The organism is Streptomyces actinomycinicus (assembly GCF_016741775.1).
Taxonomy (GTDB): domain Bacteria; phylum Actinomycetota; class Actinomycetes; order Streptomycetales; family Streptomycetaceae; genus Streptomyces; species Streptomyces actinomycinicus.
Window position 1 is genome coordinate 164,188 of the sequence record NZ_JAERRK010000005.1, and the last position, 26,695, is coordinate 190,882.

The following is a 26,695-nucleotide window of genomic DNA, read 5'->3' on the forward strand; positions in this document are numbered from 1 at the left end:
AAGGCAGCCGGTCAAGCGGTGGGGGCGCAGGCCGGAGACAGCGGTGGACAGTCTCTCCCGCATCTGACAACGTTGTCCAGGCTCTATGCTCGACGCCACATCCTCATACAAGCCCACGGATCACGCACCACCTCCCGTGGAGAGATACGGACGAGAGACAGGACCGACGCATCGTGCCCGAGACCACCCGCCGTACAGAGCGCCTCCCCGGGAACCGGTACGGCAACCGCCCGACGATGAAGGACGTGGCGGCGCGCGCCGGTGTGGGCCTGAAGACGGTGTCGCGGGTGGTGAACGGCGAGCCCGGAGTCACCCCCGACACCGAGCGCCGGGTGCAGGAGGCCATCGACGCGCTGGGCTTCCGCCGCAACGACAGCGCCCGGGTGCTGCGCAAGGGCCGTACGGCCAGCATCGGGCTGGTCCTGGAGGATCTCGCGGACCCGTTCTACGGCCCGCTCAGCCGTGCCGTGGAGGAGGTCGCCCGCGCCCACGGGGCGCTGCTGATCAACGGGTCCAGCGCCGAGGACCCGGAGCGCGAGCAGGAGCTGGCGCTGGCCCTGTGCGCGCGCCGGGTGGACGGTCTGGTGGTGATCCCGGCCGGGGACGACCACCGCTATCTCGAGCCGGAGATCAGGGCCGGGGTGGCGACCGTGTTCGTGGACCGCCCGGCGGGCCGGATCGACGCCGACGTGGTCCTGTCCGACAACTACGGCGGCGCGCGCGGCGGTGTCGCCCACCTCATCGCGCACGGCCACCGCCGGATCGGGTTCATCGGCGACATGCCCCGCATCCACACCGCCGCCGAACGGCTGCGCGGCTACCGGGCCGCCATGGAGGACGCGGGGATACCGGTCGAGGAGCGCTGGATGTCCCTCGGTGCGACGAACCCCGAGCGGGTGCGGCGGGCGGCCGAGGAGATGCTGTCCGGGCCCGATCCCGTCACCGCCGTCTTCACCGGCAACAACCGGGTCACGGTCACGGTGATCCGGGTCCTCGCCGAGCAGTCCCGCCGGGTCGCGCTCGTCGGCTTCGACGACATCGAGCTGGCCGATCTGCTGCAGCCGGGCGTCACGGTGGTGGCGCAGGACGCGGCGGCCCTGGGCCGTACCGCCGCCGAGCGGCTCTTCCGTCAGCTGGACGGCACGCTCGTGGCGCCCGAGCGGATCGAGCTGCCGACCCGGCTGATCAGCCGCGGATCGGGCGAGCTGCCACCGGCGGACTGAGCATGGCCACGCTGGAGGAGCTGGGCCTCGCCGTGGCGCCCCGCGACCGTCCGCTGACGTATCCCGGTGCCTGGCCCGCCGACTCCGGGCTGCTGCACGGCGACCGGATGCTCCCGCTGGAGCGGCTGGTGTACGACGACCGGGTGCCGGTCCTCGCCATCGGCTCCAACGCCTGTCCCGGCCAGCTGCGGCACAAGATGACCGAGTTCGGCATCGACTCCCCGCTGCCGATGGTGCGGGCCCGGGTGACCGGGATCGACGTGGGCGTCTCGGCCCACGTGAGCCGCTTCGGCTACGTCTCCGCCTCGCCCGTGAGGTCCCCCCGCGCGTTACGTGAGCTGTTCGTCATCTGGCTCGACGCCCGGCAGCTGGACGTGATCGACGCCAGCGAGGGCGTGCCGCTGCCCCGCGGGAACTTCCACCGGGCGTGGGTGCCCGCGCCGGACGTCCTGATCGCACTGCCCGACGGTTCCGTGCTCCCGGGGGCGTACGTGTACGTCAACCGGCACGGGGTGCTGCACAACGGTGCCCGCGCGCCGCGCCGGCATCCCGGGCAGCATGCCCTGCTGAGTGAACTCCTGGTGCGCTCCGCCTCGTTGCGGGAGTGGTTCGGCGGCACGCCGGAGGAGTTCTGTGCCCGGGCCCGTGCGTGCCCCGAGCTGTGCGCCCGGGGCACGCGGCTGTTCGCCGAGCGGAACTGGGTGACGGGTTCGGGCCTCGAACCGTACGCGGACGGCCGGCCGTAGCCCGTGCGTGGCCCGCCGTCAGGGGTGACGGGCCGCGGGGCGCCGCTACTTCGCCGAGGCTGTCAGGTCGCCGCGCCGGGGCGTCGCGAAGCTCTCCAGGTCGGCCCGGGTCAGGCCGCTGAGCCGGGCCACCTCGGCGATGTCGAGGGCACCGCAGTCCAGGCCGCGCAGCAGGTAACCGCTGAGGGCCTTGGCGGTGGCGGGCTCGTCCATCACGTCGCCGCCGGCCCGGTTGGCGTACCTGGCGAGCCGGCCCGCGGCCTGCTCGAAGCCCTCGCGGTAGAAGGCGAAGACGGCCGCGTAGCGGGTGGGGATGTGGCCGGGGTGCATGTCCCAGCCCTGGTAGTAGGCGCGGGCCAGGGCGCGGCGGGTGAGGCCGTAGTGCAGGCGCCAGGCGTCGTGGACCTTCTCGGTCGGGCCGACCGGCAGGACGTTCGTGGAGCCGTCCGAGACCCGGACGCCGGTGCCCGCCGCGGCGACCTGCATGACCGCCTTGGCATGGTCGGCGGCCGGGTGGTCGCTGGCCTGGTAGGCGGCGGAGACGCCGAGGCAGGCGCTGTAGTCGAAGGTGCCGTAGTGCAGCCCGGTGGCGCGGCCCTCGGCGGCCTGGATCATGCGGGCGACGGCCGCGGTGCCGTCGGTGGCGAGGATGGACTGGCTGGTCTCGATCTGGATCTCGAAGCCGAGCCGGCCGGCGTCCAGACCGTGCACCTTCTCGAAGGCCTCCAGGAGCCGGACGAAGGCGCTGACCTGCTCGGGGTAGGTCACCTTCGGCAGCGTGAGCACCAGGCCGTCGGGCAGGCCGCCGGCCTCGATCAGACCGGTGAGGAAGACGTCGAGGGTGCGGATGCCCCGGTCGCGTACGGCGGCCTCCATGCACTTCGTGCGGATGCCCATGTAGGGCGCGGCGGTGCCGTTCGCGTAGGCCTCGGCGATCAGGCGGGCCGCGCGGGCCGCCGTGGCGTCCTCCTCGGCGTCGGGGCGCGGGCCGTAGCCGTCCTCGAAGTCGACCCGCAGGTCCTCGACGGGTTCGCGCTCCAGCTTGGCGCGGACGCGCGAGTGGACCGGCTCGGCCAGCTCCTCCGAGAGGCCCAGGACGGCCGCGAAGGAGGCGGCGTCGGGGGCGTGGGCGTCGAGGGCGGCGAGGGCCTGGTCGCCCCAGCTGCGGATGGTGTCGGCGCCGAAGGCGTCGCCGGGGACGTAGACGGTGTGGACGGGCTGCCGGGTGCCGGGGTCCCCGGGGTAGCGGCGCTCCAGCTCGGCGTCGACCGGTACGAGGGAGGCGCTGATCTCCTCGCTCACGGCGCCCGCGAGGCTCGTCGCCACCTTCTCCTGCTGACCCATCCCACACCCTCCAAGCTTTCCGCTCTACGGAATCAACAATCCGTATAGTGAAGTTATCTGCCAACCTTCCCGCTGGTCAACACCGCATTCCGTACGCTCCACCCCGCCATCTCGGCACGTTCACGTGCACCTGGGACCGTGGGAACCGCACCGTTCCACCGCACAGCGCCTCAGCAACGACTCGCCGGAAGCCCTCGCAGAAGGAGCACCCGTGCCGATCCTCAGCCGAGTCACGCGCCGCATGGGCCTGAAGACCGCGTTGGCCGCCACGATCTCCGTACCCCTGTCCAGTACAGCACTGTCCGCCGGCCCCGCCCCGGCGGGCGGGCACTTCGGCGGTCCGCTCCGGGTCATGTCGTTCAACCTCCGCTACGCCTCCGCCGCCGAACCCAACAGCTGGGCCGCCCGCCGCCCCGTGATGTGCGCCCTGCTGCGCCAGGAACGCCTCCACGTCATCGGCACACAGGAGGGCCTCTACCAGCAGCTGCGCGACATCGAGGCCGGTCTCGGCGCCCCCTACGACTGGATCGGCACCGGCCGTGCGGGCGGCAGCCGCAGCGAGTTCACGGCGGTCTTCTACGACACCCGGCGGCTCGCCCCGCAGGAGTACGACCACTTCTGGCTCTCCGACACACCGGACGTGATCGGGTCCAACACCTGGGGCGGCAGCTGCGTCCGGATGGTGACCTGGATCCGGTTCCGGGACCTGGACGGCGGCGGGGAGTTCTACGTCCTGAACACCCACCTCGACAACCGCAGCCGGAAGGCACGCGCGCATGCCGCCGCACTGATCGCGCAGCGCGTCTGGGGACTCGACCGCACGCTCCCGCTCCTCGTCACCGGCGACTTCAACGTCCCCGCCCACAAGAAGCCGGTCTACGACACGATGCTGGGCGCCGGCCTGGTCGACACGTGGGAGACCGCGGCGGAGCGCAGCAAGCTCTACGCGACCTTCCACGGCTACCAGCCGCTCACGCCCGACGGCGACCGCATCGACTGGATCCTCGCCACCCCCGGTGTCACGGTGCACCGGGCCTCGGTCAACACCTTCTCGGCGGACGGCCAGTTCCCCAGCGACCACCTGCCCGTGCAGGCTTCCCTGACGCTGGGATGAGCCGAGGCCCCGGTGACCGCATCGGTCACCGGGGCCTCGGGTGCGCCCTGGGCGGGACTCAGCCCTTGCGGGTCTTGATCTCGTCGGTCAGCTGCGGCACGACGTCGAACAGGTCGCCGACCACACCGAAGTCGACCAGCTCGAAGATCGGGGCCTCGGCGTCCTTGTTGACGGCCACGATGGTCTTCGAGGTCTGCATACCGGCGCGGTGCTGGATCGCGCCGGAGATGCCGTTGGCGATGTACAGCTGCGGCGAGACCGACTTGCCGGTCTGGCCGACCTGGTTGGTGTGCGGGTACCAGCCGGCGTCCACGGCGGCACGCGAGGCACCGACGGCCGCACCGAGCTGGTCGGCGAGGGCCTCGATGATCGAGAAGTTCTCGGCGCCGTTCACACCGCGGCCACCGGAGACCACGATCGCGGCCTCGGTCAGCTCCGGGCGGCCCGTCGACTCACGCGGCGTACGACCGGTGATCTTGGTGCCGGTGGCCTGGCCGGAGAAGGTGACGGCGAGGGCCTCGACCGCACCGGCGGCCGGGGCCGCCTCCACGGCTGCCGAGTTCGGCTTGACCGTGATGACCGGGGTGCCCTTGATGACCCGGGACTTGGTGGTGAAGGACGCGGCGAACACCGACTGGGTGGCCACCGGGCCCTCGTCGCCGGCCTCGAGGTCGACGGCGTCGGTGATGATGCCGGAGCCGATGCGCAGCGCCAGACGGGCGGCGATCTCCTTGCCCTCGGCGGAGGACGGGACCAGCACGGCGGCCGGGGAGACGGCCTCGTGGGCGGCCTGCAGGGCGTCCACCTTCGGCACGACCAGGTACTCGGCGTACTCGGACGCGTCGTGGGTGAGGACCTTCACGGCGCCGTGCTCGGCGAGCGTGGCGGCGGTGTCGGCGGCGCCGTTGCCGAGGGCGACGGCGACGGGCTCGCCGATGCGGCGGGCCAGGGTCAGCAGCTCCAGGGTGGGCTTGCGGACGGCGCCGTCCACGTGGTCGACGTAGACGAGGACTTCAGCCATGGGATTGCTCTCCTGCGTAACGAAGTTGAGGGGCGGTCAGCGGGTGGCGGGCCCTTAGATGAACTTCTGGCCCGCGAGGAACTCAGCGAGCTGCTTGCCGCCCTCGCCCTCGTCCTTGACGATGGTGCCGGCCGTACGGGCCGGACGCTCGGTCGCGGTCTCGACCTTGGTGAACGCGCCGTCCAGACCGACCTCTTCGGCCTCGATGTCCAGGTCGGACAGGTCCCAGGACTCCACCGGCTTCTTCTTGGCCGCCATGATGCCCTTGAAGGACGGGTAGCGGGCCTCGCCGGACTGGTCGGTCACGGAGACGACCGCCGGGAGCGAGGCCTCGAGCTGCTCCGAGGCCGCGTCGCCGTCGCGGCGGCCCTTGACGGTGCCGTCCTCGACCGAGACCTCGGAGAGCAGGGTGACCTGCGGAACGCCCAGGCGCTCGGCGACCAGGGCGGGAACGACGCCCATGGTGCCGTCGGTGGAGGCCATGCCGGAGATGACCAGGTCGTAACCGGCCTTCTCGATGGCCTTGGCCAGCACCAGGGAGGTGCCGATGGCGTCGGTGCCGTGCAGGTCGTCGTCCTCGACGTGGATGGCCTTGTCGGCACCCATCGAGAGGGCCTTGCGGAGCGCGTCCTTGGCGTCCTCGGGGCCGATGGTCAGCACGGTGACCTCGGCGTCGTCCGCGTTCTCCGAGATCTGCAGCGCCTGCTCGACCGCGTACTCGTCCAGCTCGGAGAGCAGACCGTCCACGTCGTCGCGGTCGACGGTCAGGTCATCGGCGAAGTGCCGGTCGCCAGTGGCGTCGGGCACGTACTTCACAGTGACAACGATCCTCAAGCTCACGCCGGCTCTCCTACTGCATCGTCATTTCGGGCTGCCTCTTGGAGGCAGCATAGGCGCCTCAAGCGGCCGATCCCGGTCGGGGCGTCGGCGCGCTCCGACCGAAATATTACTCGCCAGTACACCCAGTTCCTGCCCGCTAAGCAAGCGCTTTGAACTGTGACCTTCGCAACGCAGCGTAACCGGAATCCGACGGCACCGCAGGGGCGGGAGCCGTGATCAATCCCGCAGGCCGGTGAAGCGGCCCTGGTGGTACAGGAGCGGGCGGCCGGCGCCCGCGGGGTCACCGGCGACGACCTCGGCGAGCACGATCCGGTGATCACCCGCCGGGACGCGCGCGACGACCCGGCACACCAGCCAGGCGAGCACGTCGTCCAGCACCGGTACGCCTTCCGGGCCCTCCCGCCAGGAGGTGGGCGCACCGAAGCGGTCGGCGCCGCTGCGGGCGAACGTGGCGGCCAGCTCGCTCTGGTGCTCACCTAGCAGGTGCACGCCCACGTGGCCGGCCTCGGCCATCGTGGGCCAGCTGGAGGCGCCCGTGCCGATGCCGAAGGAGACCAGGGGCGGCTCGGCGGAGACGGAGGTCAGGGAGGTCGCGGTGAAGCCGGCCGGGCCGGAGGCGCCGCGTGCGGTGATCACCGCGACACCGGCGGCGTGCCGGCGGAAGGTGGAGCGGAGCAGATCGGGGGAGGCGAGCCGAGGGGTGCCGAGGCGGGACGTGGCCGTCATGAAGTTGTCCTTCTGCGCGGGATGAGGGGCGGTTCCGGAGCTGCTCAGCAGCCGGGACAGCGGGCGCTCGCGGTGCGGGCCAGGTCGACATGGACCCGCCCGTGGAGAAGGAGTTCGGTCGGCACAAGGTCAGGCTGACGATAGGTGGCGCGCACAGTCAAGTGCGTTCCGGGATCTGGGAGCTGTCTCACCGTGCCCTGAAGCCCCGTCACACCGCCTCGCCCAGGGCCGCGATGACGTCCGCCCTGCGCGGCTGTCCGACGGCACGCCTGACCACGCGGCCGCCGGCGTCCAGGACCAGCACGGTGGGCGTCTTCAGGATCTCCAGTTCGCGCACGAGGTCCAGGTGGGCCTCGGCGTCGATCTCGATGTGCGCCACGCCCGGGACCATCGCGGCGACCTCGCCGAGCACGCGCCGGGTGGCCCGGCAGGGGGCGCAGAAGGCGCTGGAGAACTGCACGAGCGTGGCCCGCTCCCCCAGTTCGCCGCCGAGTTCGGTCACTCCGAGCCGCATTCCGTCCTCGCGCCCGCGCACCCGCACTCTCCCGTTCCGCCGCCCTGCGGCACTCCATGGACGCCCGCCGTCGCGAGCAGGACATCGACGCAAGCGTTCACGTGGCGGCAAAGATTCCCGCCGCCGACGACTCGGAGGGGTCGCAGGACTCGGACGGTCCGGACGACTCGGCGACTCAGGCGAGGGGGAGACGGGGAGAGAGGAGACGGCGAGGAGACCGCGAGAGGAGCCGGAATGTAGGCCGACGTGACGAGGATCTCGCCGCCGCGGGGCACCAGGGCTGGCTCCCCGTCCGTTCTTGGGGCACGATCTGCGAGACGCCGTAAACCTACGGCTGCGTAACTTTCCCGCCGGGAGCCCTTTCCCGAGCAGAGCAGAAAGGGTCCGTTCCGCCCATGGCAGAACTGGTCTACCGTCCCGTCGTCGGTCTCGCCAAGACGTTGTTCAAGGTCTGGGATCTGAAGATCGACTGTCAGGGCTCGGAGAACATCCCGCGCACGGGCGGCGCCGTGCTGGTGAGCAACCACATCAGCTACCTGGACTTCATCTTCAACGGCCTGGCCGCGCTCCCGCAGAAGCGCCTGGTGCGCTTCATGGCGAAGGAGTCCGTCTTCCGGCACAAGGTCTCCGGTCCGCTGATGCGCGGCATGAAGCACATCCCGGTGGACCGCAATCAGGGCGAGGCCGCCTACGCGCACGCGCTGGACTCGCTGCGCTCCGGCGAGGTCATCGGGGTGTTCCCGGAGGCGACGATCTCGCAGTCCTTCACCCTGAAGAGCTTCAAGTCCGGTGCGGCCCGACTGGCCCAGGAGGCCGGCGTCCCGCTGGTGCCGATGGCCGTGTGGGGCACCCAGCGGCTGTGGACGAAGGGGCACCCGCGCAACTTCAAGCGCAGCCACCTGCCGGTCACCATCCGCGTCGGCGAGCCGGTGGAGGCCCCCCGCGACCAGTACGCGGGCGCCATCACCCGACGCCTGCGCGAGCGCGTCCAGGAACTCCTGGACGCCGCCCAGCGCGCCTACCCCGGCCGCCCCAAGGGCCCGGAGGACTCGTGGTGGCTGCCGACCCACCTGGGCGGCACGGCGCCCACGGTCGAGCAGCTGCGAGCCGCCGAGGTGGGCTGAGCGGGCTGAGGGTGCGGCCGGTCACGCGTTCGTGGCCCTCGCTCCCGCATCGCCTCACAGGCTGCCGGGGAGCGTCTTCCACAGGGCGGGCCGGTCGGGAGCCGACCGCAGCGCGGCGAGGACGGCCGGGTGCGGTGCCGCGTACAGGGCCGGATAGTCCCGCTCACCCGACGCGGGGTCCGGGACCCAGGCCAGCCGCTCGCCGTCCAGCGAGAACCGGGCGTCGACACCCGGCTTGTTCCCGCGGGGGTCCTGCCGGTGCCACGCGCCGTTGAAGCGGACCGCGACCAGGCCGTGGACCATGTGGCCGCCCCCTTCGCCGGTCAGGCGCTGGTAGCACAGGGCGGTCGGGATGTCCTCGGCCCGCAGCAGGGCGGCGAGGGCATGGGCCTTGGCGTGGCAGATGCCGGTGCCCAGCCGCAGCACGTCGGAGGCGCGCCAGGTGACCCGGAGTTCGCCGGAGTCCTCGGAGTGCGGGATGGTGTCCCGTACGAATGCGTAGGCGGTGCGCGCATACTCATACGAGTCGGCGGCATCCACGGCCAGGCGCGCTGCCGTCTCCCGCACCACCGGGTGGTGATGATCGATGACCTCGTCCGCGATCAGATAAGCGGACAGATCGTCCGTGTTCTGGATCAGCTCCATGCCCGCAGAGCATAGAAATGCGATCACCCGACCGTCAATGACTTTTCAGGTGACCGCATATCCATGCAATGTGTGGGGTTAGCGGGCCATCTCTTCCTTGAGCGCCGCCAGGAACGCGTCGACGTCCTCCTCGGTCGTGTCGAAGGAGCACATCCAGCGCACCACCCCGGCGCCCTCGTCCCAGAAGTAGAAGCGGAACCGCTTCTGCAGGCGCTCGCTCACGTCATGCGGGAGCTTGGCGAAGACGCCGTTGGCCTGCACCGGGTAGAGGATCTCCACGCCGTGCACCGAGCGGACTCCCTCGGCGAGCCGCTGGGCCATCTCGTTGGCGTGGCGGGCGTTGCGCAGCCACAGGTCCTTCGCGAGCAGCGCCTCCAGCTGCACGGAGACGAAGCGCATCTTGGACGCCAGCTGCATCGACATCTTCCGCAGGTGCTTCATCTTCCGCACCGCGTCCTGGTTGATGACGACGACGGCCTCGCCGAACAGCGCGCCGTTCTTCGTCCCGCCCAGCGAGAGGATGTCGACGCCGACCGCGTTGGTGAACGTCCGCATCGGCACGTTCAGGGAGGCGGCCGCGTTGGCTATCCGGGAGCCGTCCAGGTGCACCTTCATGCCGTGCGCGTGGGCGTGCTCGCAGATCGCGCGGATCTCGTCGGGCGTGTAGAGCGTGCCCAGCTCCGTGCTCTGGGTGATCGACACGACCTGCGGCATCGCGCGGTGCTCGTCCTCCCAGCCCCAGGCCTGCCGGTCGATCAGCTCGGGCGTGAGCTTGCCGTCGGGCGTGGGCACGGTGAGCAGCTTCAGGCCGCCCATGCGCTCGGGCGCGCCGCCCTCGTCCACGTTGATGTGCGCGCTCTCCGCGCAGATCACCGCGCCCCAGCGGTCGGTGACCGCCTGGAGGGCGACCACGTTCGCGCCGGTGCCGTTGAAGACCGGGAAGGCCTCCGCGGTGGCCCCGAAGTGGCCGCGGACGATCCCCTGGAGGTTGTCGGTGTAGTCGTCCTCGCCGTACGCCACCTGATGGCCGCCGTTGGCCAGCGCCAGGGCGGCCATCACCTCCGGGTGCGCCCCGGCGTAGTTGTCACTGGCGAAACCGCGGACCTCCGGGTCGTGACGGCGACGCGCGTCGGTCTTGGGAGGGTTCACGGCTTCTCGGTCAGCCACAGACGGTTTCCGTTCACTTCGGCGGCGGGCTTGCTCCAGACGCCCTCGATGGCCTCGGCCAGGTCCTTGACGTCCGTGAAGCCCGCGAACTTCGCGTTGGGGCGTTCGGCGCGCATCGCGTCGTGCACCAGCGCCTTCACCACCAGGATGGCAGCCGCCGAGCGCGGACCCGCCTCGCCCCCCGCCTTGCGGAAGCCGTCCGCCATGGCGAGCGTCCACGCCTCGGCGGCGGCCTTGGCCGCGGAGTACGCCGCGTTCCCGGCCGTCGGCTTCTGCGCGCCGGCGGCGCTGGTGAGGACGTAGCGTCCGCGCTCGCTGCGCTGCAGGGCGTCGAAGAAGGCGAGAGAGGTGTGCTGGACCGTGCGGACCAGCAGCTTCTCCAGCAGCTCCCAGTCGGCCAGGTCCGTCTCGGCGAAGGTCGCGCTGCCGCGCCAGCCGCCGACCAGGTGGACCAGACCGTCGACGCGGCCGTGGTCCTTCTCGATGCGCGCGGCCCAGTCGCGGGTGGACTGCAGGTCGAGCAGGTCGACCGTCTCGCCGGTGACCGTGGCGCCGCCGCGGGCGTAGCGGGCGGCGTCGACGGCCTCCGCCAGGCGCTCCGGGTTGTTGTCGGCTCCGACGACCACCGCGCCCGCTTCCGCGAGCCGCACCAGCGTCGCGTGCCCGGCGGGTCCGCCCGCGCCGGCCACCGCGATCACCGCACCACTGAGAGACCCGTTCCCCACCATGTTCTTCCCCTCTTGAGCCGTGTTCTGGAGGCGGCCGCTCACGCGGCGAGCCGCTCGGCGCCGTCCGCCGTGATGCCCTTGGTCGAGGCGATCACATTCTTCAGCTTCTTGGACAGGGCCTCATAGAACATGCTCAGCGGAAACTCGTCCGGAAGCACGTCGTCCACGAGCTTGCGCGGGGGCTGGGTCAGGTCCAGGGCGTCCGGACCCTTGGCCCACTTCGAGCCGGGGTGCGGGGCCAGGTAGGTGGAGACCAGCTCGTAGCCGGCGAACCAGTGCACCAGCTTCGGGCGGTCGATGCCGTCCTTGTACAGCTTCTCGATCTCCGCGCACAGCTGGTTGGTGACCTGCGGGGCGCGCTCCCAGTCGATGGAGAGCTTGTTGTCGGTCCAGCTCAGGACGTCGTGCTTGTGCAGGTAGGCGAAGAGCAGCTGACCGCCGAGGCCGTCGTAGTTGCGGTTGCGGTCGCCGGTGACCGGGAAGCGGAACATGCGGTCGAAGAGCACCGCGTACTGCACGTCACGAGCCTGCGGGACACCGTCCGCCTGCAGCTTCACGGCCTCCTTGAAGGCGGTGAGGTCGCAGCGCAGTTCCTCCAGGCCGTACATCCAGAACGGCTGGCGCTGCTTGATCATGAACGGGTCGAACGGCAGGTCGCCGTGGCTGTGGGTACGGTCGTGGACCATGTCCCAGAGCACGAAGGCGTCTTCGCAGCGCTTCTGGTCGTGGACCATGGCGGCGATGTCCTCGGGCAGCTGAAGGCCCAGGATGTCGACGGCGGCGTCGGTGACCCGGCGGAAGCGGGCGGCCTCGCGGTCGCAGAAGATGCCACCCCAGGAGAAACGTTCCGGCGCCTCACGTACGGCGATGGTCTCCGGGAAGAGCACGGCCGAGTTGGTGTCGTAGCCCGAGGTGAAGTCCTCGAAGGTGATGCCGCAGAACAGCGGGTTGTCGTAGCGGGTGCGCTCCAGCTCGGCCAGCCAGTCCGGCCAGACCATGCGCAGCACGACCGCCTCGAGGTTGCGGTCCAGGTTGCCGTTCTGCGTGTACATCGGGAAGACGACCAGGTGCTGCAGGCCGTCCGTCCGGTTCGCGGCGGGCTGGAAGGCCAGCAGGGAGTCCAGGAAGTCCGGCACCTGGAAGCCGCCCTCGGCCCAGCGGCGCAGGTCCTTCACGAGGGCCTGGTGGTACGCGGCGTCGTGCGGGACGAGGGGGGAGAGCTGCTCGACCGCGTCGGCGACACGCTCGACCGCCGCCAGGGCGTCGGCCTGCTGCGGGGCACCCTCGGCGGCGAAGTCGATCGATCCGTCCTTCGACTGCCACGGCCGGATCCGCTCCACCGTCTCCTTGAGAACGGGCCAGGACGGGTGCTCGACCACCCTGGTCAGCGAAGGAACCTGCTCCTCCGCACCGGCCTGCTCAAGAATTTCCATCATGTCCCATCCTTCACGGGAGAACCTCGCGTATGGACACCGTATGCATACCCGGTTTCTCTCAGCAAGAGCCCGGTCGGGAAATTATTCTGTCCGATGCCTTGGTCACCGACATTTTTCCGGCGGTAAACCGTGACGACGCTCACTTCCGCCGAGGGCGGGCGAGCGTGACCCTGCAGCGACCCGCTCGGTCAAGGCCGGCGGGGACGCGCCCACGGGAGGGTGACGGGCGGGGCGGATACCGGCCAGTCGCCGCCTGACTCGCGCCCCCGCACCCCGCGCACATGCGGGTTCATCACGCCGTCCGGCCGTTAGGCTGCGACCCTGCCGCGTGGACACCGAAGTCCGGAACGGGGGCCGCCGGGCCGCGCGTCGCCGAGCCGCCGTCGACGGAAGCGAGTTGAACCTTGAACTTCCTTACCATCGGTCACCGCGGGGTCATGGGCGTCGAGCCCGAGAACACCCTCCGTTCCTTCGTCGCCGCGCAGCAGGCCGGCCTCGACCTGATCGAACTCGATCTGCACCTGAGCAAGGACGGCGCCCTGGTCGTCATGCACGACACGGACGTGGACCGCACGACCGACGGCTCCGGCCCGATCGCCGAGAAGACCCTGGCCGAGCTGCGCGCACTGGATGCGGGGCGCGGGGAGCGGGTGCCGGTGTTCGAGGAGGTCCTGGAGGCGGTGCGCACGCCCTTGCAGGCCGAGATCAAGGATGTGGCAGCGGCCCGGGCGCTGGCCGAGGTGATGCACGCGCGCGATCTGACCGGCCGGGTGGAGGTGTCCTCGTTCCACGACGAGGCGGTGGCGGAGATCGCGCGGCTGGTGCCCGGCGTGCGCACCGCGCTGATCGCGAGCCGCTACGGCACCGACGTGGTCGACCGCGCCGTCGCCGTGGGCGCGCCGACCGTCTGCCTGAACATCCGCCGGCTGACCCTGGAGATCGTCGAGCACGCCCGCGCGGCCGGCCTGCGGATCATCGGCTGGGTGGTCAACACCCCGGACCACCTCCGCCTGGTCCGGGCCCTGGAGCTGGACGGCGCGACGACCGACTACCCGGAGATCAAGCGCACGGGGCGCTTCACGGCGTAGGCCGCGCGCCGACGGCCGCGGACGCCACGCCGAAACGATCAGGCGAGCTTCTTGACGAGCAGCTCGAACTGGAGGTCGTCGCGCTGCGGGATGCCGAAGCGCTCGTCGCCGTACGGGAACGGCGTCATCTTTCCCGTACGGCGGTAGCCGCGGCGCTCGTACCAGGCGATCAGGTCGGAGCGGACCGAGATCACCGTCATGTGCATCTCGGTGACGCCCCAGGTCGCGCGGGCCTGACGCTCCGCCTCCGCCATGACGACCTTGCCCAGGCCCGCGCCCTGCAGGACCGGACTGACCGCGAACATGCCGAAGTAGGCGTGGGCGCCACGGTGTTCGAGCTGGCAGCAGGCGACTATCCGGCCGTCCTGCTCAGCCGTCAGCAGCCGGCTGTCGGGCGACTTGATGACCCGCAGCACGCCCTCGGGATCGGTCCGCTGCCCCTCCAGGATGTCCGCCTCGGTGGTCCACCCGGCCCGGCTGGAGTCTCCGCGGTACGCCGACTCGACCAGCGCGACCAAGGGCTCGACGTCGGCGTCGGTGGCGTCACGGAAGGTGAGTCCGGTGGCGGGGGTGTCCATGGGCGCGGTCTCCGATCTCGGGCGTGGCTGAGCCAGGGATGAGGGTAACCCTGCCACTAGGCTGCGCATGCATGGTGCAGGTACTCAGCAGTCGGACACTTCTGCAGCCCACCGACCCCGAGCGGTCCCGGGCCTTCTACGGCGGGCAACTGGGCCTGGCCGTGTACCGGGAGTTCGGTACGGGGCCGGGGCGCGGGACGGTGTACTTCCTGGGCGGTGGCTTCCTCGAGGTCTCCGGCAGGTCCGAGGCCCCGCCCTCGCCGGGCGTGCGGCTGTGGCTCCAGGTCGCGGACGTGACGGCCGCGGAGGAGGAGTTGCGGGCGAAGGGCGTGGAGATCGTCCGTCCGCCGGTGAAGGAACCCTGGGGCCTGGTCGAGATGTGGATCGCCGACCCGGACGGTGTCCCGATCGTCCTGGTGGAGGTCCCGGCGGACCATCCGCTGCGGTACCGGCCGGGCATCTGACTCTCTGGTGCCGACGCCGGTCTCTTGTCCCGACGCCGGTCTCTTGTCCCGACGCCGGTCTCTGGTGCCGACGCCGGAGAGGCCCGCGTCGCGGGCGTGACGTTGGGGCGGGCCGGCCAGGCAGGTAGGCAGGCAGGCAGGCAGGCAGGCAGCGTACGCCTGGCCCCGGGCGGTGAGCCGCCGGTTTCCGGGCGGGCGAGGAGGGCTGAGCGGCGAGCGGGCTGGAGCGGGCTGAGCTGACCGGACGAGCGGGCTGAGGCGGGTTGCGCCTGAGCGGTTGTGCGGGGGCTGCTGAGCAGCGGCTTGCCTTGGAGGGCGCTCCAGCTCCTAGCGTCGGCGTCGTACGCACCAACTGCTCGGAAGGGGACACACGTGCGGTACACGCTGTTCGGACGGACCGGTCTGCGCGTCAGTGAGCTGGCGCTCGGCACGATGACCTTCGGCGACGAGGCGTGGGGTTCCGGCAAGGAAACCAGCGCCCGGATCGTCGACGCCTACGCGGACGCGGGCGGCAACTTCATCGACACCGCGAACATCTACGCCGCGGGCAACTCGGAAGCCATCCTCGGCGAACTGCTCTCCGGGCGCCGTGACCGGTTCGTCCTGGCGAGCAAGTACACCTGCGGCACGCACGACGGTGACCCCAATTCGGCGGGGAACCACCGCAAGAGCCTCGTGCAGTCGGTCGAGGACAGCCTGCGTCGGCTGCGCACGGACCGGCTCGACGTGCTGTGGGTGCACGCCCGCGACAACTTCACCCCGGTGGACGAGGTGATGCGGGCCCTGGACGACGCCGTGCGTTCGGGCAAGGTGCTGTACGTGGGGGTGTCGGACTGGCCGGCGTGGGAGATCGCCCAGGCCAACACCCTTGCGGAGCTGCGCGGCTGGACGGCTTTCGCGGGCTCGCAGCTGCGCTACAACCTGCTGGAGCGCAGCCCGGAGCGCGAGCTGCTGCCACAGGCGCGGGCCTTCGACCTCACGGTGTTCGCCTGGGCCCCGCTGGCCGCGGGCCTGCTCACCGGGAAGTACCGGCGCGGGGAACGGGGCCGGCTGGAGGCGGCCGGGAAGCAGGCGGAGTCCTGGAAGGAGGACGTCATCAGTGCGGTCCTGGACATCGCCGGGCAGGGCGGCTGGAGTCCGGCGCAGGTGGCCCTGGCCTGGTTGCAGGGCCGGCCGGGGAACGTCGTACCGATCGTCGCGGCGACGAAGCCGGAGCAGCTCACCGACAACCTGGCGAGCACGGGCGTGCGGCTGGACGCGGACGCGCTGGCACGGCTGGACGAGGTGAGCGCGGTCCCGCTGGGCTTCCCGCACGAGTTCCTGCGGGAGCCGCCCGTCACCCGCAACGTCTACGGCGACCGCTGGACGGACCTCGAGGACCGCCGGTCCACTTACCGCCGCACGGTCCACGACGTGCTGTAGCCACCGGGCTCCCGGGCCCCGGGCCTCGTGGCGAGGCCGCCACCGCCTGTGGATCGCGGGGCCGCGGCGACCTCGGCCCCGCCCGGATGCCGGCAGGCGCACCGGCGCGCTCCCGGTGGCCGGAGCCCTACGCCCGCAGCGCGTGCATCTGGCTCTCCAGGCGGCTGAGCAACTCCGACAGCCGTCCCGCGAGTTCGCCCTGGCTCTCGGAGGACAGGGCGGAGAGCACGGACGTCTCGTAGGCGAGTTGCTCGGGGAGGATGCCGTCGACGAGGTCGCGGCCTGCTTCGGTGAGGCGGAGGTGGGCGACGCGGCGGTCGCGGGTGTCGCCGCGCCGTTCGACCAGGCCTCGCTCGGTCAGCTGCTTGAGCCGCTTGGTGACGGCGGCCCCGGAGGAGAACGTCTCGCGGGCCAGCTCCCCCGGCGTCAGCTCGTGTCCGGTGCGGCGCAGCGCACCGAGCAGGTCGAACTCGGGGCGGCTGAGGCCGGCCCGGCGCAGCGGAGCGTCCTCGGCCTGCTGGAGCAGGGCGGCGCAGCGGTTGATCCGGCCGATGATCTCCATGGGGCCGGTGTCCAGCTCCGGGTGGACGGCCCGCCACTGGCGGACGACGACGGCGACGGTGTCGCTCCGCGCGGGGTCCGTGCCGGCCCCTGGCCGGTCACCGGTCGCGTCGCTGCCGGGCGTCGGTCCGCCGTTCGTCGCCGTCATGGGCGTATCTCCTCCGTCGTCCTGTCCGGGCCCGGGTCCGTGTCCACGACCCGGTCCTGCGGTACGAGCCCCGTACGCCGTACCGTCGCCGCGAGCGTACGGTGTCCGGACTGTTCGGCGAGCACGACCCGCTCCTGGGGCAGTGCGCGCTGCCACCACTCGCCGGACGCGGCGTCGGCCGTGGCGCGCAGTTCGGCCAGTGCGGCGGCCAGGGAGCGGCGGGCGGACTCCAGGGCGAGCGGCGCCGGGTGCGGCTCGGCGAGCAGGCGGGCGGTGTTCTCGCGGACGCGTTCCGCAGCGCTCAGCGCGTGCTCGAGCCGGGCGCCCGCGCGCCGGTTGGTCACGGCGACGGCGGCGACGAAGCCGACCAGCGCGCCGACGAGGGTGTCCGCGACCCGCTCGGTGATCAGCTCCCCCGGGTCCTGGGTGCGTGCGAACTCGGTGACGAGCAGGGCCATCGGCGTGACACAGACGCTGCCGAGCCAGTAGTTGCGGCCGATCAGGGCCTCGGCGCCGAAGTTGAGGGCGAGGCAGCACAGCACCAGGGCCACGGGGTGGAGGTGGGCCAGCGGGGCGACCGCGGCGAAGACGAGGACACCGGCGAGGTTGCCGACGACGCGCTGGACACCCCGGCTCCAGGTGAGGGTGACGTTGGTCTGGTAGAGGGAGGCCGCCGTGACCAGCGCCCAGTAGGGGCGGCCGACACCGAGGGCCAGGGCGGCGTGTCCGGCGAGGGCGCAGCCGACCGCTGTGCGTGCGGCGAGCGGTGCCAGGGGGGCGAGGCGGCGGCGGAGCGGCCGGCGCCGTTCGGCGCGTTCAGCCCGCTCAGCCCGCTCAGCCCGCTCAGCCCGTTCAGCGCGTTCAGCGCGTTCAGCGCGTTCAGCGCGTTCAGCTGCCGCGCCGAGGAGTGCACCGGCGGACTCGCTCGGCTCCTCGGCGCGCGGGACGGGCCCGGTCCCGCGCAGCTCACGGGCCCAGGCGCGCAGCCGCGCGGGGTCGGAGTCCGCGGGTGCGGCGTGGGCGACCTCGGCACGGACGAGCAGCCGTCCGAGGGCGCGCCGGGTCGGGTCGGGACGGGCGCCGGCGGCGAGCAGCGACTGCCTGGCGGCCTGGACGGCGGCGGCGCTCGCGGCACGGGCCCGGGCGTGGCCGCCGGCGACGCCACGCGTGCCGGCGTCGTCGTCGGCGGTGCAACGCGTGCCGGCGTGGCCGCCGGCGGTGCCCTGGCTGCCGGCGTCGCCGTCGGCGGTGCAACGCGTGCCGGCGTAGTCGGCCGCGGCGTTCAGGGCCCGGGCGGTGGCGCGGCGCTCGGGGCCGTGCGGGCGGAGCAGCCCGGGCGCCATGCAGACCAGCCAGGCCCACGCCCCGGCGGCCAGGGCCAGTCCGATGTGGCCGGGTACCTGGCCGGGGGTCTGCGGGGCGAAGAGCGAGGCGGAGCTGATGAAGGTGAGGACCACGTTGCCGGGTGGTCCGATCCGGGTGGCGTCGCACACCGTCTTCTGCAGGGTGGCGAGAACGGCGCCGACGGTCACCAGGACGGCGGCGTCCGTGGTGAGTGACGCGGCGAGCAGAGCGACGGCGAGACCACCGGCCATGCCGAGCGCCACCCAGGCCAGGGCGCGGGCCCGGGCGGGGTAGGGCCGGTCGTGGCCGTACAGGGCGCACAGGGACCCGGCCATTGTGTACATGGCGAGGTCGAGGCGGCCGAGAGCGAGCAGCGCCAGATCGGGCGGGGCGACCGCGGCGACCACGCTCAGCGCGGGCTTGAACCAGATGTCCGAGGGCCGCCCGAGGCGGAGCACTCCGGCGAGGGGGAGACGGGGGGAGGTCGCGCTGCTCATCACGTCAATCTAGCATATAGTTTACTAGTGAAATATACGTGAAATACATGCTGGGCCGAGGGCGCGGTGACCGGTCACGCTCCCCCGCATGCACCCCGTGTACACCCTTGCGCTCGCGTGCGCCCCGCCCGCCCTGGGCATCGCATCCCTGGACCGACCGTCGAACAGGGAGGTACGCGTGCACGGACCGGTGTCGGCAGCCTGGCTGCTGGTCGTACTGTGCGCGGCGACCGGGGCCTACTGCCTGCTGCGGATGCGCAGCGCTGTCGAGGAGCAGCGCCGGGCCGCGGGCGGCGAGGCACTGATGGGCTTCGGCATGGCCGTGATGGCCGTACCGGCCGCGGTGTTCACACCGCCGCGCTGGGCCTGGCCGGTGTACGCGGCCGTGTTCGCCGCCGGGGCGCTGCGCGCGCTGTGGACCGCGCGCAGCGGCCGGCACCACCTGCACCACCTCGTGGGCAGCTCCGCGATGGTCTACATGGCGGTGGCCATGGCCGTGTCCCCGCCCACCGAGGCCCACCACGCGCACGGCGGCAACGGCATCCCGCCGGTGACCGGCGCGCTCCTGCTGTACTTCACCGGCTATGTGCTGCTCTCCGGCGTCCGGCTGGTGCCGACCGCCGCGGCAGCCTCGGCCGCGGCCGGCGGCCCCGCGCCGGCCCGCTGGGGGGACCGCCCCGAGCTGGCCCGGGCGTGCCGGCTGTCGATGGGGATCGGCATGGTGACGATGCTGCTGGCGATGTGAACGCCGGGCTGCGCAACACGCGCGTCGATTGCGTCACTTGGTGCCGGGGAACGTACCCCTGAGCGGCCTCGCGCTCATAGGGTGCTGACCATGATGGTCCCCGTGGCACTGCTCATGCTCGGCGCCCTGACCGCTGCCCTCGCCCCACGGCTGCTCGCCCGGGCGGACTGGCCGGACCGTGAGCCGGTCGTCGCCCTCTGGGTGTGGCAGTGCGTCGTCGCCGCCGTTCTGCTGTGTTGCGCACTGTCGATGACGCTCAGCGCGGCGGCGGCCTGGCAAGCGGTGCGCGGGCACGTGTTCGCCACGGCGCCGCGCACGGTCGTGGACGCGTACGCACTCGGCGCGGCCGGCCCCTGGGCGGCACCCACCGCCGTACTGCTCGCCTCCGGCGGGCTGTGGACCCTGGCGATGCTGGTGCGCGAGGTCGTCCGGACACGAGCACGGCGGCGCACGCGGCGGGACGAACTCCTCGTACGCGCGCCGCTGCTGCCCGGTGAGCAGCGGATGAGCGGCCGGCTGGTGGTGCTGGAGGGTGAGCGCTCCGACGCCTGGTGGCTGCCCGGTACGGCGCCGCAGCTGGTCATCACCACGGCCGCGCTGCGGCGCCTGAAGGGACGTCAGCTGGACGCCCTGCTCGCCCACGAGCAGGGGCATGCGCAGGCACGGCACGACTGGCTGCTGCACTGCTCGGCCGCGCTCGCGAGCGGCTTCCCGCAGATCCCGGTGTTCGCGGCGTTCCGTGACGAGATGCACCGGCTGGTCGAGCTGGCCGCCGACGACACGGCCTCCCGCCGCTTCGGGCGGCTCACGACGGCACTCGCTCTCGTCGAACTCAACGAGGAGCGGGGCGTGTTCGGTCCGGGTCCGACTCCGCAGGCGCACGTACCGCAGCGCGTACACCGCCTGCTGACCGACCCGGACCGGCTCCCCGCACGGCACCGTCTGCGCCTGACGGCCACCGCCGCGCTGGTTCCGGTGATCCCGGTGCTGGTGGCCCTGGTGCCCGGCCTGCGGGCACTGGCCTGACGCGACGGACCACCTGGACCGGCTCAGCACGCACCGGCCGCCCGTGCCGGCCTCCGCGAGGGCGGCCGGCACGGGCGACCGGTCGCCACGGGACGCTCGGCCCCTTTACTCGGCCACGCCGGGCTCGGCCACGCCGGGCTTGGCCCCGGCGGCCGTATCGACAAAGATCTCGGCATGCACCATCGGCCCACCACTCCCCCGCCCCCGGATCCGCCCCCGCCCTCTTCTCCACCTCCCCCCTCCTCTCCACCACCTCCCCCCTCACCACCTCCGCCGCCCTCCCCTCCGTCCCCCCAGCGGTCGACGCTCCGCACGGTGGCCGTCGTGGCCGCCGTCCTCGCTCTCTGTTCCGTGGTGTTGCTCGTCCTCGTCACGACTCGCTGGCATCCGCTGGTGTCTGCGGACGGCGGCATCTCCCGCGCGACCCACCGCTGGGCGGTCGACGACCACGTGGTCACGCACGTCTTCCGGATCCTGACGGACTGGGTGTGGGACCCGCTCACCATGCGCCTGGTGTGCGCGGCGGCCGCGGTGTGGCTGGTCTGGCGGCGCGGGGCCTGGTGGTCGGCACTGTGGCTGGGAGCCGCCCTCGCGGTGACCGCGGTCGTGCAGCAGTCGGTGAAGGCCGCCGTCGGCCGCCCCCGCCCGGTCTGGGCGGACCCCGTCGACTCCGCCCACTACGCGGCCTTCCCGTCCGGGCACGCGATGACCGCCACCGTGGTCTGCGGCCTGCTGCTCTGGCTGTTGCACCGCTGCCGGCCGGGCCGCGTCCTGTGGCGCACGGCGGTGGCGGCGGCGCTCGTCTCGGTGATCGGGGTCGGCGTGACCCGGGTGTGGCTGGGCGTCCACTGGCCCTCGGACGTGCTGGGGGGCTGGCTGCTGGGTGGGCTGGTGGTGGCGCTGGCGGTACTGGCCCACGAGCGGCCGCGGCACGGCCGGTCGGAGCCGGGGGCGGAGGAACGTGGGTGAAGTCCCGGCATGGCTGCCGTGCTCTTCGACTTCTCCGGGACGCTGTTCCGCATCGAATCCGCCGAGGCCTGGCTGCGCACGGTACCGGCCGAGACCGGGCATGTCCTGCCCGACAGAGAACTGACCAGGGCTGCCCGGGCGTTGGAGGCGGCCGGCGCCGGCCCGCGACCCGGATGAGGAGGGCCCAGGGTTCCCGGGAGATCCCGGTGGGTGGCCTTGCACAGGGTGAAATCGGTTCGACCCGTACGCAGAATGCCGTGTGAGGAGCGACCGGGACGCCTCGGGCAGCCCTTCGGCCCGGCAGCCTTCGGCCCGGCAGCCTTCGGCCGGGCGGGCCGGTGAAGGGAGGCCGCCTTGCAGGCATCGTACGAGGTGCCGGTGCGCTCGAAATGAACGCGCAAGCGCACCGCACGGCCCCGTACCGTCCGTCTGAGACGATCCCCCGTGTCGCCCCAGACGGACGGCCTTTCCGGACAGGTCCCGAAAACGGGAATGCCCGGTGCGTTGAGTATAGTTGGCTGGCAGCCAGTCAACGCAGGAGTTACAGGATGTCCCCGCGCAGCGCCTCGGTCAATGAAGAATTGCGGCGGCGTTCCCGGGAACGGCTGCTGCAGGCGGCAGTTGAGCTGGTCGGGGAGCGCGGGTTCGAGGCCACGACGCTGGGCGACATCGCGGACCGGGCCGGTTCGGCGCGCGGGCTGGTGTCGTACTACTTCCCCGGCAAGCGCCAGTTGGTCCAGTCGGCGGTGCACCGCCTGATGCACCGCACGCTGGAGGAGGGGCTGGAGCGGGAACCGCGCACCGAGGACGGCCGGGAGCGGCTGGCCCGGGCCATCGACGCGGTTCTGGGACTCGCCCGGGACCAGCCGGTGCTGATGCGCCAGCACATGGCGGGTCTGCTGCAGGGCGAGGGTTTCGTGCAGTGCCCCGAGCAGCGCCGGCTGTCGGAACTGCTCGGCGACACCGTGGCCCGGTACGGCTCGCAGAACGTCCCGGCCGACTATCCGATGCTGCGGGCCCTGCTGATGGGCGCGGTGTACGCGGCGCTGGTACCGGGGGTCCCGATGCCCGTTCCGCTGCTGCGGGCCGAGCTGTTCGAGCGGTACGGGCTGGACTGGGAACTGGGCGTGCCGCCGGAGAGCGCCCCGGACGCGGAGCAGCGGGTGCAGGACCTGTCCCGGTTCTTCGCCACGGAGGAACGCCCGGGCACCCCCTGACCGAGCCGTCCCGCCCGCTCAGCGGCGCGCGTGGCGGGGCGTCAGGTAGCCCGAGTCCCGTGCCTGGGCGATCAGCCGGAGGGAGCGCCGCCGGCTGTGCCCGGTCGCGCTCATCACGGCGAGCACCGGATCCGTACCGTCCTGCTGTGCCGTGCGGTACTCCTGCGCCACGCGCCGGCGCCCCTCGATGCCCCGGGGCCAGGCCGGCCGGGCACGGCGCGGACCCTGACCCCAGGCGTCCGGGTCGGCGTCGTGCCCGGCGGGCGGACAGCCGTCCTCCGTCCGGCACGCGCCGCCCTCCATCAAGCCCGCGCCGCCCTCCATCAAGCCCGCGCCGCCCTCCGTCTCGCACGAGCCGCCCTCCGCCTCGCACGCGCCGTCCTCCCGCACGGCCGCACCGCACGCCTCGAACAGGGGCCCCTCGAGCCAGTCGGCGAGCACCGTCAGATCGGCGAGGGACAGGGCCGGCTGCGCCTGGACGTCCTCGATGGACACGCACCCCTCGTTCACCACGGCCAGGGCGTCCAACCGGGCACCGTCGGGGAAAGCCAGCCTGACCTGGAACCAGGAGGTGGTACCGCCCTGCTCCTGCACCTCCCACGCGGAACACACGGACACCGTGCCGTCCTCCGCGCCCCGTTCGGAGAGATTAAGAAACGATGCTTCTAGCACACACGCAACGTAACCGCATGATCACACTCCATCCGGAGGGACACGCGCCCGCGTCACCCCGCCGGCCCCTGCCACGGCGGGTCCGGCGGTGCCATGCTGGAGCCGTCCGCACACCTCCCTCCTTGGGGCAAGGAGTACCGCCGTGCTGCGTGTCGCCGTCGTCGGTTCAGGGCCGAGCGGGTGTTACACCGCCCAGAGCCTCGTTCAGCGTGATCCCGGAGTCCGCGTGGACGTCCTGGACCGGCTGCCGTGTCCGTACGGCCTGGTCCGCTACGGCGTCGCGCCGGACCACGAGAAGATCAAGTCCCTGCAGGGCAGCCTGCGCACCGTGCTGGAGCACGAGCGGGTGCGCTTCCTCGGCGGGGTACGGGTGGGCGGCGGCCCCGGCGGCCTGTCGGTGGAACAGCTGAGGGCGCTCTACCACGCGGTGGTGTACTGCGTGGGCGCCGCCACCGACCGCCGGCTCGGGATCCCCGGCGAGGAGCTGCCGGGCAGCTGGTCCGCGACCGAGTTCGTCTCCTGGTACAGCGCGCACCCGGACGCGCCCGACGCGGGCTTCCTGCGCGGGGTGCGGTCGGCCGTGGTCATCGGGGTGGGCAATGTCGCGGTGGACGTCGCCCGCATGCTGGTCCGGGGCGCGGCGGAGCTGCGGCCGACGGACATTCCGCAGGCCGCCCTGGACACGCTGGCCGCGAGCGGGATCTCCGAGGTGCACATGGTGGGCCGGCGCGGCCCCGCACAGGCACGCTTCACCACCAAGGAGCTACGGGAACTGGGCGGGCTGCCCGGTACCGAGGTCACCGTCGAGGAGGCCGAGCTGGCGCTGGACCCGGGTGATCCGGGTGCGCTGCCGGCCGTGCAGCGCCGCAACGTGGAGGTGCTGCGCGACTGGGCGGCGCGGCCCGCCACCGCGGCCGCCCGGCGGATCCGGCTGCGGTTCTTCCTGCGGCCGGTGGAGCTGCTCGAGGACGGTGGCCGGGTGGGTGGCGTCCGCTTCGAGCGGACGGTGCCGGACGGCCAGGGCGGTGTGACGGGCACCGGCCGGTACGAGGACGTGCCCGCGCAGCTGGTGCTGCGCTCGGTGGGCTATCGCGGGGTGCCCCTGGAAGGGCTGCCGTTCGACCCGGCGAGCGGCACCATCCCGCACCAGGCGGGCCGTGTCCTGCGGAACGGCGTGCCCTCACCCGGCGAGTACGTCGCCGGGTGGATCAAGCGCGGCCCCACGGGTGTCATCGGCACCAACCGGCCCTGCGCCAAGGAGACGGTGACCTCCCTGCTGGCGGACGCATCCGTACTCGGCGACGCGGACGTGCCGGCCGATCCGGTCACGGCCCTGCGGGCGGCCGGCGTCGCACCCGTGGCCTGGGACGGGTGGCTGGCGATCGAGCGGGCCGAGGCCGAACTCGGGGCGCGGCTGGGCCGCGGCGTGGTCAAGCTGGCCGACTGGGACACCCTCCTCGGCGCGGCGCGGGTGCCGTAGCGCACGGGGGTGAGCGCACGGGGGTGGCCGGATCGGCCGGGCCGGCAGGACTCACCCGCGGCGGACCGGAATCGACGAGCGCTGGTGCCGCGCCGACGACGATCGCCGGGCGGTACGGCGTGCAACGGTTCGCGTCCGCTTTCCTGACCTGGATCGCGGTCCCGGCCGGCATCCCGGCCGGCTTCGCGGTCGGTGGTTTCAGCCGTCGGCGCCGAGTCGGCCGGCCTGCAGTCCGGCGGCGGCGAGCAGGCTGTCGAGCAGCCCGGGGAAGAGGACGTCCAGATCGTCCCGGCGCAGGCCGTTCATCTTGGCCGTGCCCCGGTAGACCTGCCGGATGACCCCGCTCTCGCGCAGCACGCGGAAGTGGTGCGTGGTGGTGGACTTGGTCACCGGCAGCTCGAACTGGGAGCAGCTCAGCTCGGCTTCCCGTGCCGCGAGTTCGCGCACGATCTGGAGCCGCATGGGGTCGGAGAGCGCGTGCAGCACGGATTCCAGCCGGATCTGCTCCCGTTCGGGGTGGGGCAGCGCGCGGCCGGGGGTGGCGGTGTCGGTCACGGCGGCTGCCCTTCGTCACGTGTTCCTTGCTGACCACATCGTACGAGAAGCGTCGTAGTTTGACATCTCTCGTAGTACGAGGGGTACCGTACAAGCTCATCTGCGGTCCCTGACGAACGGAGTCCGTCGTGAGTGCGCTCTTCGAGCCCATCACCCTGCGCGAAGTGACCATCCCGAACCGGGTGTGGATGGCCCCGATGTGCCAGTACTCGGCCGAGGCGGAGGGCCCGCTGGCCGGTGCCCCCCACGACTGGCACTTCGCCCACTACGCGGCGCGGGCCGCCGGCGGCACCGGTCTGATCGTGACCGAGGCGACCGCGGTCTCGCCGGAGGGCCGGATCAGCCCGTACGACCTGGGTCTGTGGAACGACGCCCAGGTGGAGGCGTTCCGCCGGATCACCCGCTTCCTCGTCGCCCAGGGCACCGTGCCGGCGGTCCAGCTCGCCCACGGCGGCCGCAAGGCCTCCACCGACCAGCCGTGGAAGGGCGGCGCGCCCGTCGGGCCGGAGGCGCACGGCTGGCAGCCGCTCGCGCCGAGCCCGGTCCCGTTCGACGCGGACCACCCGGTGCCGACCGAGCTGACCGTCGGGCAGATCGAGGAGATCGTCGGCCAGTTCGCCGCCGCCGCACGCCGGGCACTGGCAGCCGGCTTCGAGATCGCCGAGATACACGGCGCCCACGGCTACCTGATCCACGAGTTCCTCTCCCCGCACTCCAACCACCGCACCGACGCGTACGGCGGCTCGTACGAGAACCGCACCCGCTTCGCACTGGAGGTCGTGGACGCCGTACGGAACGTGTGGCCCGCGGACAAGCCGGTGTTCTTCCGGATCTCGGCCACCGACTGGCTGGAGGAGGCCGGCTGGACGGCGGACGACACCGTCCGCTTCGCGCACGACCTGCACGCCCACGGCGTCGACCTGCTCGACGTCTCCACCGGCGGCAACGCGCCGCGCGTCACCATCCCGGCCGGCCCCGGCTACCAGGTCCCGTTCGCCGCCCGGGTGAAGGCCGAGACCCCGTTGCGGGTCGGTGCCGTCGGTCTGATCACCGACGCCGGACAGGCCCAGAAGATCCTGGCCAACGGTGAGGCCGACGTGGTGCTGCTCGGCCGGGAACTGCTGCGCAACCCGTCCTGGGCACGGCACGCCGCACGCGAGCTGGGCGGCGAGGTCCGCGTGCCGGACCCGTACCACCGCTCGGTCTGAACCCGCCCGCTCACCGGACCCGCACCACCCGCTCGATCTGAATCGCCCGCTCACCGTGCCCGCACCACCCGCTCGGTCTGAACCCGCCCGCTC

At 72.4% G+C, this 26,695-nt stretch carries 26 protein-coding genes and 2 pseudogenes; 14 read left to right on the forward strand and 14 right to left on the reverse strand.

Annotation, left to right across the window (positions count from 1 at the left end):
* Positions 1-173 precede the first annotated feature (173 nt).
* Complete coding sequence (locus JK359_RS12470; RefSeq protein WP_201835000.1) at positions 174-1,223, forward strand: LacI family DNA-binding transcriptional regulator; 1,050 nt, start codon at positions 174-176, stop codon at positions 1,221-1,223.
* Positions 1,224-1,225: 2 nt separating this feature from the next.
* Positions 1,226-1,969 (forward strand): hypothetical protein, encoded by a 744-nt coding sequence (locus tag JK359_RS12475; RefSeq protein ID WP_201835001.1) that lies wholly within the window; start codon positions 1,226-1,228, stop codon positions 1,967-1,969.
* A gap of 45 nt (positions 1,970-2,014) precedes the next feature.
* On the opposite strand, the gene JK359_RS12480 is transcribed toward JK359_RS12475, so the two are convergent.
* Complete coding sequence (locus JK359_RS12480; RefSeq protein WP_201835003.1) at positions 2,015-3,313, reverse strand: DUF6986 family protein; 1,299 nt, start codon at positions 3,311-3,313, stop codon at positions 2,015-2,017.
* Positions 3,314-3,524: 211 nt separating this feature from the next.
* Here JK359_RS12480 and JK359_RS12485 point away from each other — a divergent pair, with 211 nt between their 5' ends.
* Positions 3,525-4,427 carry an endonuclease/exonuclease/phosphatase family protein gene (locus JK359_RS12485; protein ID WP_201835005.1) on the forward strand — a complete coding sequence of 301 codons (903 nt, stop codon included), beginning with the start codon at positions 3,525-3,527 and terminating at the stop codon, positions 4,425-4,427.
* 58 nt (positions 4,428-4,485) lie between these two features.
* On the opposite strand, the gene JK359_RS12490 is transcribed toward JK359_RS12485, so the two are convergent.
* From JK359_RS12490 to JK359_RS12505, 4 genes and pseudogenes are all read right to left on the reverse strand, one after another.
* Positions 4,486-5,448 carry an electron transfer flavoprotein subunit alpha/FixB family protein gene (locus tag JK359_RS12490; RefSeq protein WP_201835007.1) on the reverse strand — a complete coding sequence of 321 codons (963 nt, stop codon included), beginning with the start codon at positions 5,446-5,448 and terminating at the stop codon, positions 4,486-4,488.
* A gap of 54 nt (positions 5,449-5,502) precedes the next feature.
* Positions 5,503-6,288, reverse strand: coding sequence for an electron transfer flavoprotein subunit beta/FixA family protein (locus JK359_RS12495; RefSeq protein WP_201835009.1), 786 nt, complete (start codon positions 6,286-6,288; stop codon positions 5,503-5,505).
* A 216-nt stretch (positions 6,289-6,504) separates the two neighbouring features.
* Positions 6,505-7,014: a flavin reductase family protein gene (locus JK359_RS12500; RefSeq protein WP_201835010.1), complete on the reverse strand. Its 510-nt coding sequence runs from the start codon at positions 7,012-7,014 to the stop codon at positions 6,505-6,507.
* Positions 7,015-7,222: 208 nt separating this feature from the next.
* A pseudogene (locus JK359_RS12505) lies at positions 7,223-7,608 on the reverse strand (thioredoxin family protein).
* 315 nt (positions 7,609-7,923) lie between these two features.
* On the opposite strand from JK359_RS12505, the gene JK359_RS12510 reads away from it, so the two are divergent.
* Positions 7,924-8,652: a lysophospholipid acyltransferase family protein gene (locus JK359_RS12510; RefSeq protein ID WP_201835012.1), complete on the forward strand. Its 729-nt coding sequence runs from the start codon at positions 7,924-7,926 to the stop codon at positions 8,650-8,652.
* Between the two features lie 54 nt (positions 8,653-8,706).
* On the opposite strand, the gene JK359_RS12515 is transcribed toward JK359_RS12510, so the two are convergent.
* From JK359_RS12515 to JK359_RS12530, 4 genes are all read right to left on the reverse strand, one after another.
* Positions 8,707-9,297 (reverse strand): transglutaminase domain-containing protein, encoded by a 591-nt coding sequence (locus JK359_RS12515; protein WP_201835013.1) that lies wholly within the window; start codon positions 9,295-9,297, stop codon positions 8,707-8,709.
* A 78-nt stretch (positions 9,298-9,375) separates the two neighbouring features.
* Positions 9,376-10,446: a threonine aldolase family protein gene (locus JK359_RS12520; RefSeq protein ID WP_201835014.1), complete on the reverse strand. Its 1,071-nt coding sequence runs from the start codon at positions 10,444-10,446 to the stop codon at positions 9,376-9,378.
* Positions 10,443-11,189: an SDR family NAD(P)-dependent oxidoreductase gene (locus JK359_RS12525; RefSeq protein ID WP_201835448.1), complete on the reverse strand. Its 747-nt coding sequence runs from the start codon at positions 11,187-11,189 to the stop codon at positions 10,443-10,445. The genes JK359_RS12520 and JK359_RS12525 overlap by 4 nt, the downstream gene beginning before the upstream one ends.
* 41 nt (positions 11,190-11,230) lie before the next feature.
* A complete protein-coding gene (locus JK359_RS12530; protein ID WP_201835015.1) occupies positions 11,231-12,628 on the reverse strand; it encodes a DUF6421 family protein in 1,398 nt (465 codons plus the stop codon).
* A 404-nt stretch (positions 12,629-13,032) separates the two neighbouring features.
* Between JK359_RS12530 and JK359_RS12535 the strand changes: the two genes are divergently transcribed.
* Positions 13,033-13,716 (forward strand): glycerophosphodiester phosphodiesterase, encoded by a 684-nt coding sequence (locus tag JK359_RS12535; RefSeq protein WP_201835016.1) that lies wholly within the window; start codon positions 13,033-13,035, stop codon positions 13,714-13,716.
* Between the two features lie 38 nt (positions 13,717-13,754).
* Here JK359_RS12535 and JK359_RS12540 read toward each other — a convergent pair whose 3' ends face one another.
* Positions 13,755-14,294, reverse strand: a complete 540-nt coding sequence (locus JK359_RS12540) for a GNAT family N-acetyltransferase (protein ID WP_201835017.1) — start codon at positions 14,292-14,294, stop codon at positions 13,755-13,757.
* 71 nt (positions 14,295-14,365) lie between these two features.
* Between JK359_RS12540 and JK359_RS12545 the strand changes: the two genes are divergently transcribed.
* Positions 14,366-14,758: a VOC family protein gene (locus JK359_RS12545; RefSeq protein ID WP_201835019.1), complete on the forward strand. Its 393-nt coding sequence runs from the start codon at positions 14,366-14,368 to the stop codon at positions 14,756-14,758.
* A 372-nt stretch (positions 14,759-15,130) separates the two neighbouring features.
* Positions 15,131-16,180, forward strand: coding sequence for an aldo/keto reductase (locus JK359_RS12550; protein WP_201835021.1), 1,050 nt, complete (start codon positions 15,131-15,133; stop codon positions 16,178-16,180).
* 127 nt (positions 16,181-16,307) lie between these two features.
* On the opposite strand, the gene JK359_RS12555 is transcribed toward JK359_RS12550, so the two are convergent.
* Complete coding sequence (locus tag JK359_RS12555; protein WP_201835023.1) at positions 16,308-16,889, reverse strand: MarR family winged helix-turn-helix transcriptional regulator; 582 nt, start codon at positions 16,887-16,889, stop codon at positions 16,308-16,310.
* Complete coding sequence (locus tag JK359_RS12560; protein WP_201835025.1) at positions 16,886-18,730, reverse strand: FUSC family protein; 1,845 nt, start codon at positions 18,728-18,730, stop codon at positions 16,886-16,888. The genes JK359_RS12555 and JK359_RS12560 overlap by 4 nt, the downstream gene beginning before the upstream one ends.
* A gap of 178 nt (positions 18,731-18,908) precedes the next feature.
* Between JK359_RS12560 and JK359_RS12565 the strand changes: the two genes are divergently transcribed.
* The 5 genes and pseudogenes from JK359_RS12565 (at position 18,909) to JK359_RS12585 (ending at position 22,687) form a co-directional block, all read left to right on the forward strand.
* A complete protein-coding gene (locus JK359_RS12565; RefSeq protein WP_201835449.1) occupies positions 18,909-19,475 on the forward strand; it encodes a DUF5134 domain-containing protein in 567 nt (188 codons plus the stop codon).
* 90 nt (positions 19,476-19,565) lie between these two features.
* Positions 19,566-20,501: a M56 family metallopeptidase gene (locus tag JK359_RS12570; protein ID WP_201835026.1), complete on the forward strand. Its 936-nt coding sequence runs from the start codon at positions 19,566-19,568 to the stop codon at positions 20,499-20,501.
* Between the two features lie 324 nt (positions 20,502-20,825).
* Positions 20,826-21,470 (forward strand): phosphatase PAP2 family protein, encoded by a 645-nt coding sequence (locus tag JK359_RS12575; RefSeq protein ID WP_307788100.1) that lies wholly within the window; start codon positions 20,826-20,828, stop codon positions 21,468-21,470.
* Positions 21,471-21,479: 9 nt separating this feature from the next.
* Positions 21,480-21,635, forward strand: a pseudogene (locus JK359_RS12580) (hydrolase); the annotation flags it as partial.
* A gap of 383 nt (positions 21,636-22,018) precedes the next feature.
* Positions 22,019-22,687 (forward strand): TetR/AcrR family transcriptional regulator, encoded by a 669-nt coding sequence (locus JK359_RS12585; protein ID WP_201835030.1) that lies wholly within the window; start codon positions 22,019-22,021, stop codon positions 22,685-22,687.
* Positions 22,688-22,705: 18 nt separating this feature from the next.
* Here JK359_RS12585 and JK359_RS12590 read toward each other — a convergent pair whose 3' ends face one another.
* Positions 22,706-23,305: a DUF6214 family protein gene (locus JK359_RS12590; protein ID WP_372445399.1), complete on the reverse strand. Its 600-nt coding sequence runs from the start codon at positions 23,303-23,305 to the stop codon at positions 22,706-22,708.
* Positions 23,306-23,501: 196 nt separating this feature from the next.
* On the opposite strand from JK359_RS12590, the gene JK359_RS12595 reads away from it, so the two are divergent.
* The gene (locus tag JK359_RS12595; RefSeq protein ID WP_201835032.1) at positions 23,502-24,839 is read left to right on the forward strand and encodes an FAD-dependent oxidoreductase; all 1,338 of its coding nucleotides are present in this window, start codon (positions 23,502-23,504) and stop codon (positions 24,837-24,839) included.
* Between the two features lie 198 nt (positions 24,840-25,037).
* Here JK359_RS12595 and JK359_RS12600 read toward each other — a convergent pair whose 3' ends face one another.
* Positions 25,038-25,394: an ArsR/SmtB family transcription factor gene (locus tag JK359_RS12600; protein WP_201835034.1), complete on the reverse strand. Its 357-nt coding sequence runs from the start codon at positions 25,392-25,394 to the stop codon at positions 25,038-25,040.
* 128 nt (positions 25,395-25,522) lie between these two features.
* Here JK359_RS12600 and JK359_RS12605 point away from each other — a divergent pair, with 128 nt between their 5' ends.
* Positions 25,523-26,602, forward strand: coding sequence for an NADH:flavin oxidoreductase/NADH oxidase (locus JK359_RS12605; RefSeq protein WP_201835036.1), 1,080 nt, complete (start codon positions 25,523-25,525; stop codon positions 26,600-26,602).
* The last annotated feature ends 93 nt before the right edge of the window (positions 26,603-26,695 follow it).

Coding starts and splice junctions, on each gene's coding strand:
- JK359_RS12540 (WP_201835017.1), bottom strand. CDS start 14,294: ATGGACACCCCCGCCACCGGACTCACCTTCCGTGACGCCACCGACGCC.
- JK359_RS12560 (WP_201835025.1), bottom strand. CDS start 18,730: ATGAGCAGCGCGACCTCCCCCCGTCTCCCCCTCGCCGGAGTGCTCCGC.
- JK359_RS12475 (WP_201835001.1), top strand. CDS start 1,226: ATGGCCACGCTGGAGGAGCTGGGCCTCGCCGTGGCGCCCCGCGACCGT.
- JK359_RS12570 (WP_201835026.1), top strand. CDS start 19,566: ATGATGGTCCCCGTGGCACTGCTCATGCTCGGCGCCCTGACCGCTGCC.
- JK359_RS12545 (WP_201835019.1), top strand. CDS start 14,366: ATGGTGCAGGTACTCAGCAGTCGGACACTTCTGCAGCCCACCGACCCC.
- JK359_RS12480 (WP_201835003.1), bottom strand. CDS start 3,313: ATGGGTCAGCAGGAGAAGGTGGCGACGAGCCTCGCGGGCGCCGTGAGC.
- JK359_RS12490 (WP_201835007.1), bottom strand. CDS start 5,448: ATGGCTGAAGTCCTCGTCTACGTCGACCACGTGGACGGCGCCGTCCGC.
- JK359_RS12510 (WP_201835012.1), top strand. CDS start 7,924: ATGGCAGAACTGGTCTACCGTCCCGTCGTCGGTCTCGCCAAGACGTTG.
- JK359_RS12530 (WP_201835015.1), bottom strand. CDS start 12,628: ATGATGGAAATTCTTGAGCAGGCCGGTGCGGAGGAGCAGGTTCCTTCG.
- JK359_RS12500 (WP_201835010.1), bottom strand. CDS start 7,014: ATGACGGCCACGTCCCGCCTCGGCACCCCTCGGCTCGCCTCCCCCGAT.
- JK359_RS12515 (WP_201835013.1), bottom strand. CDS start 9,297: ATGGAGCTGATCCAGAACACGGACGATCTGTCCGCTTATCTGATCGCG.
- JK359_RS12555 (WP_201835023.1), bottom strand. CDS start 16,889: ATGACGGCGACGAACGGCGGACCGACGCCCGGCAGCGACGCGACCGGT.
- JK359_RS12585 (WP_201835030.1), top strand. CDS start 22,019: ATGTCCCCGCGCAGCGCCTCGGTCAATGAAGAATTGCGGCGGCGTTCC.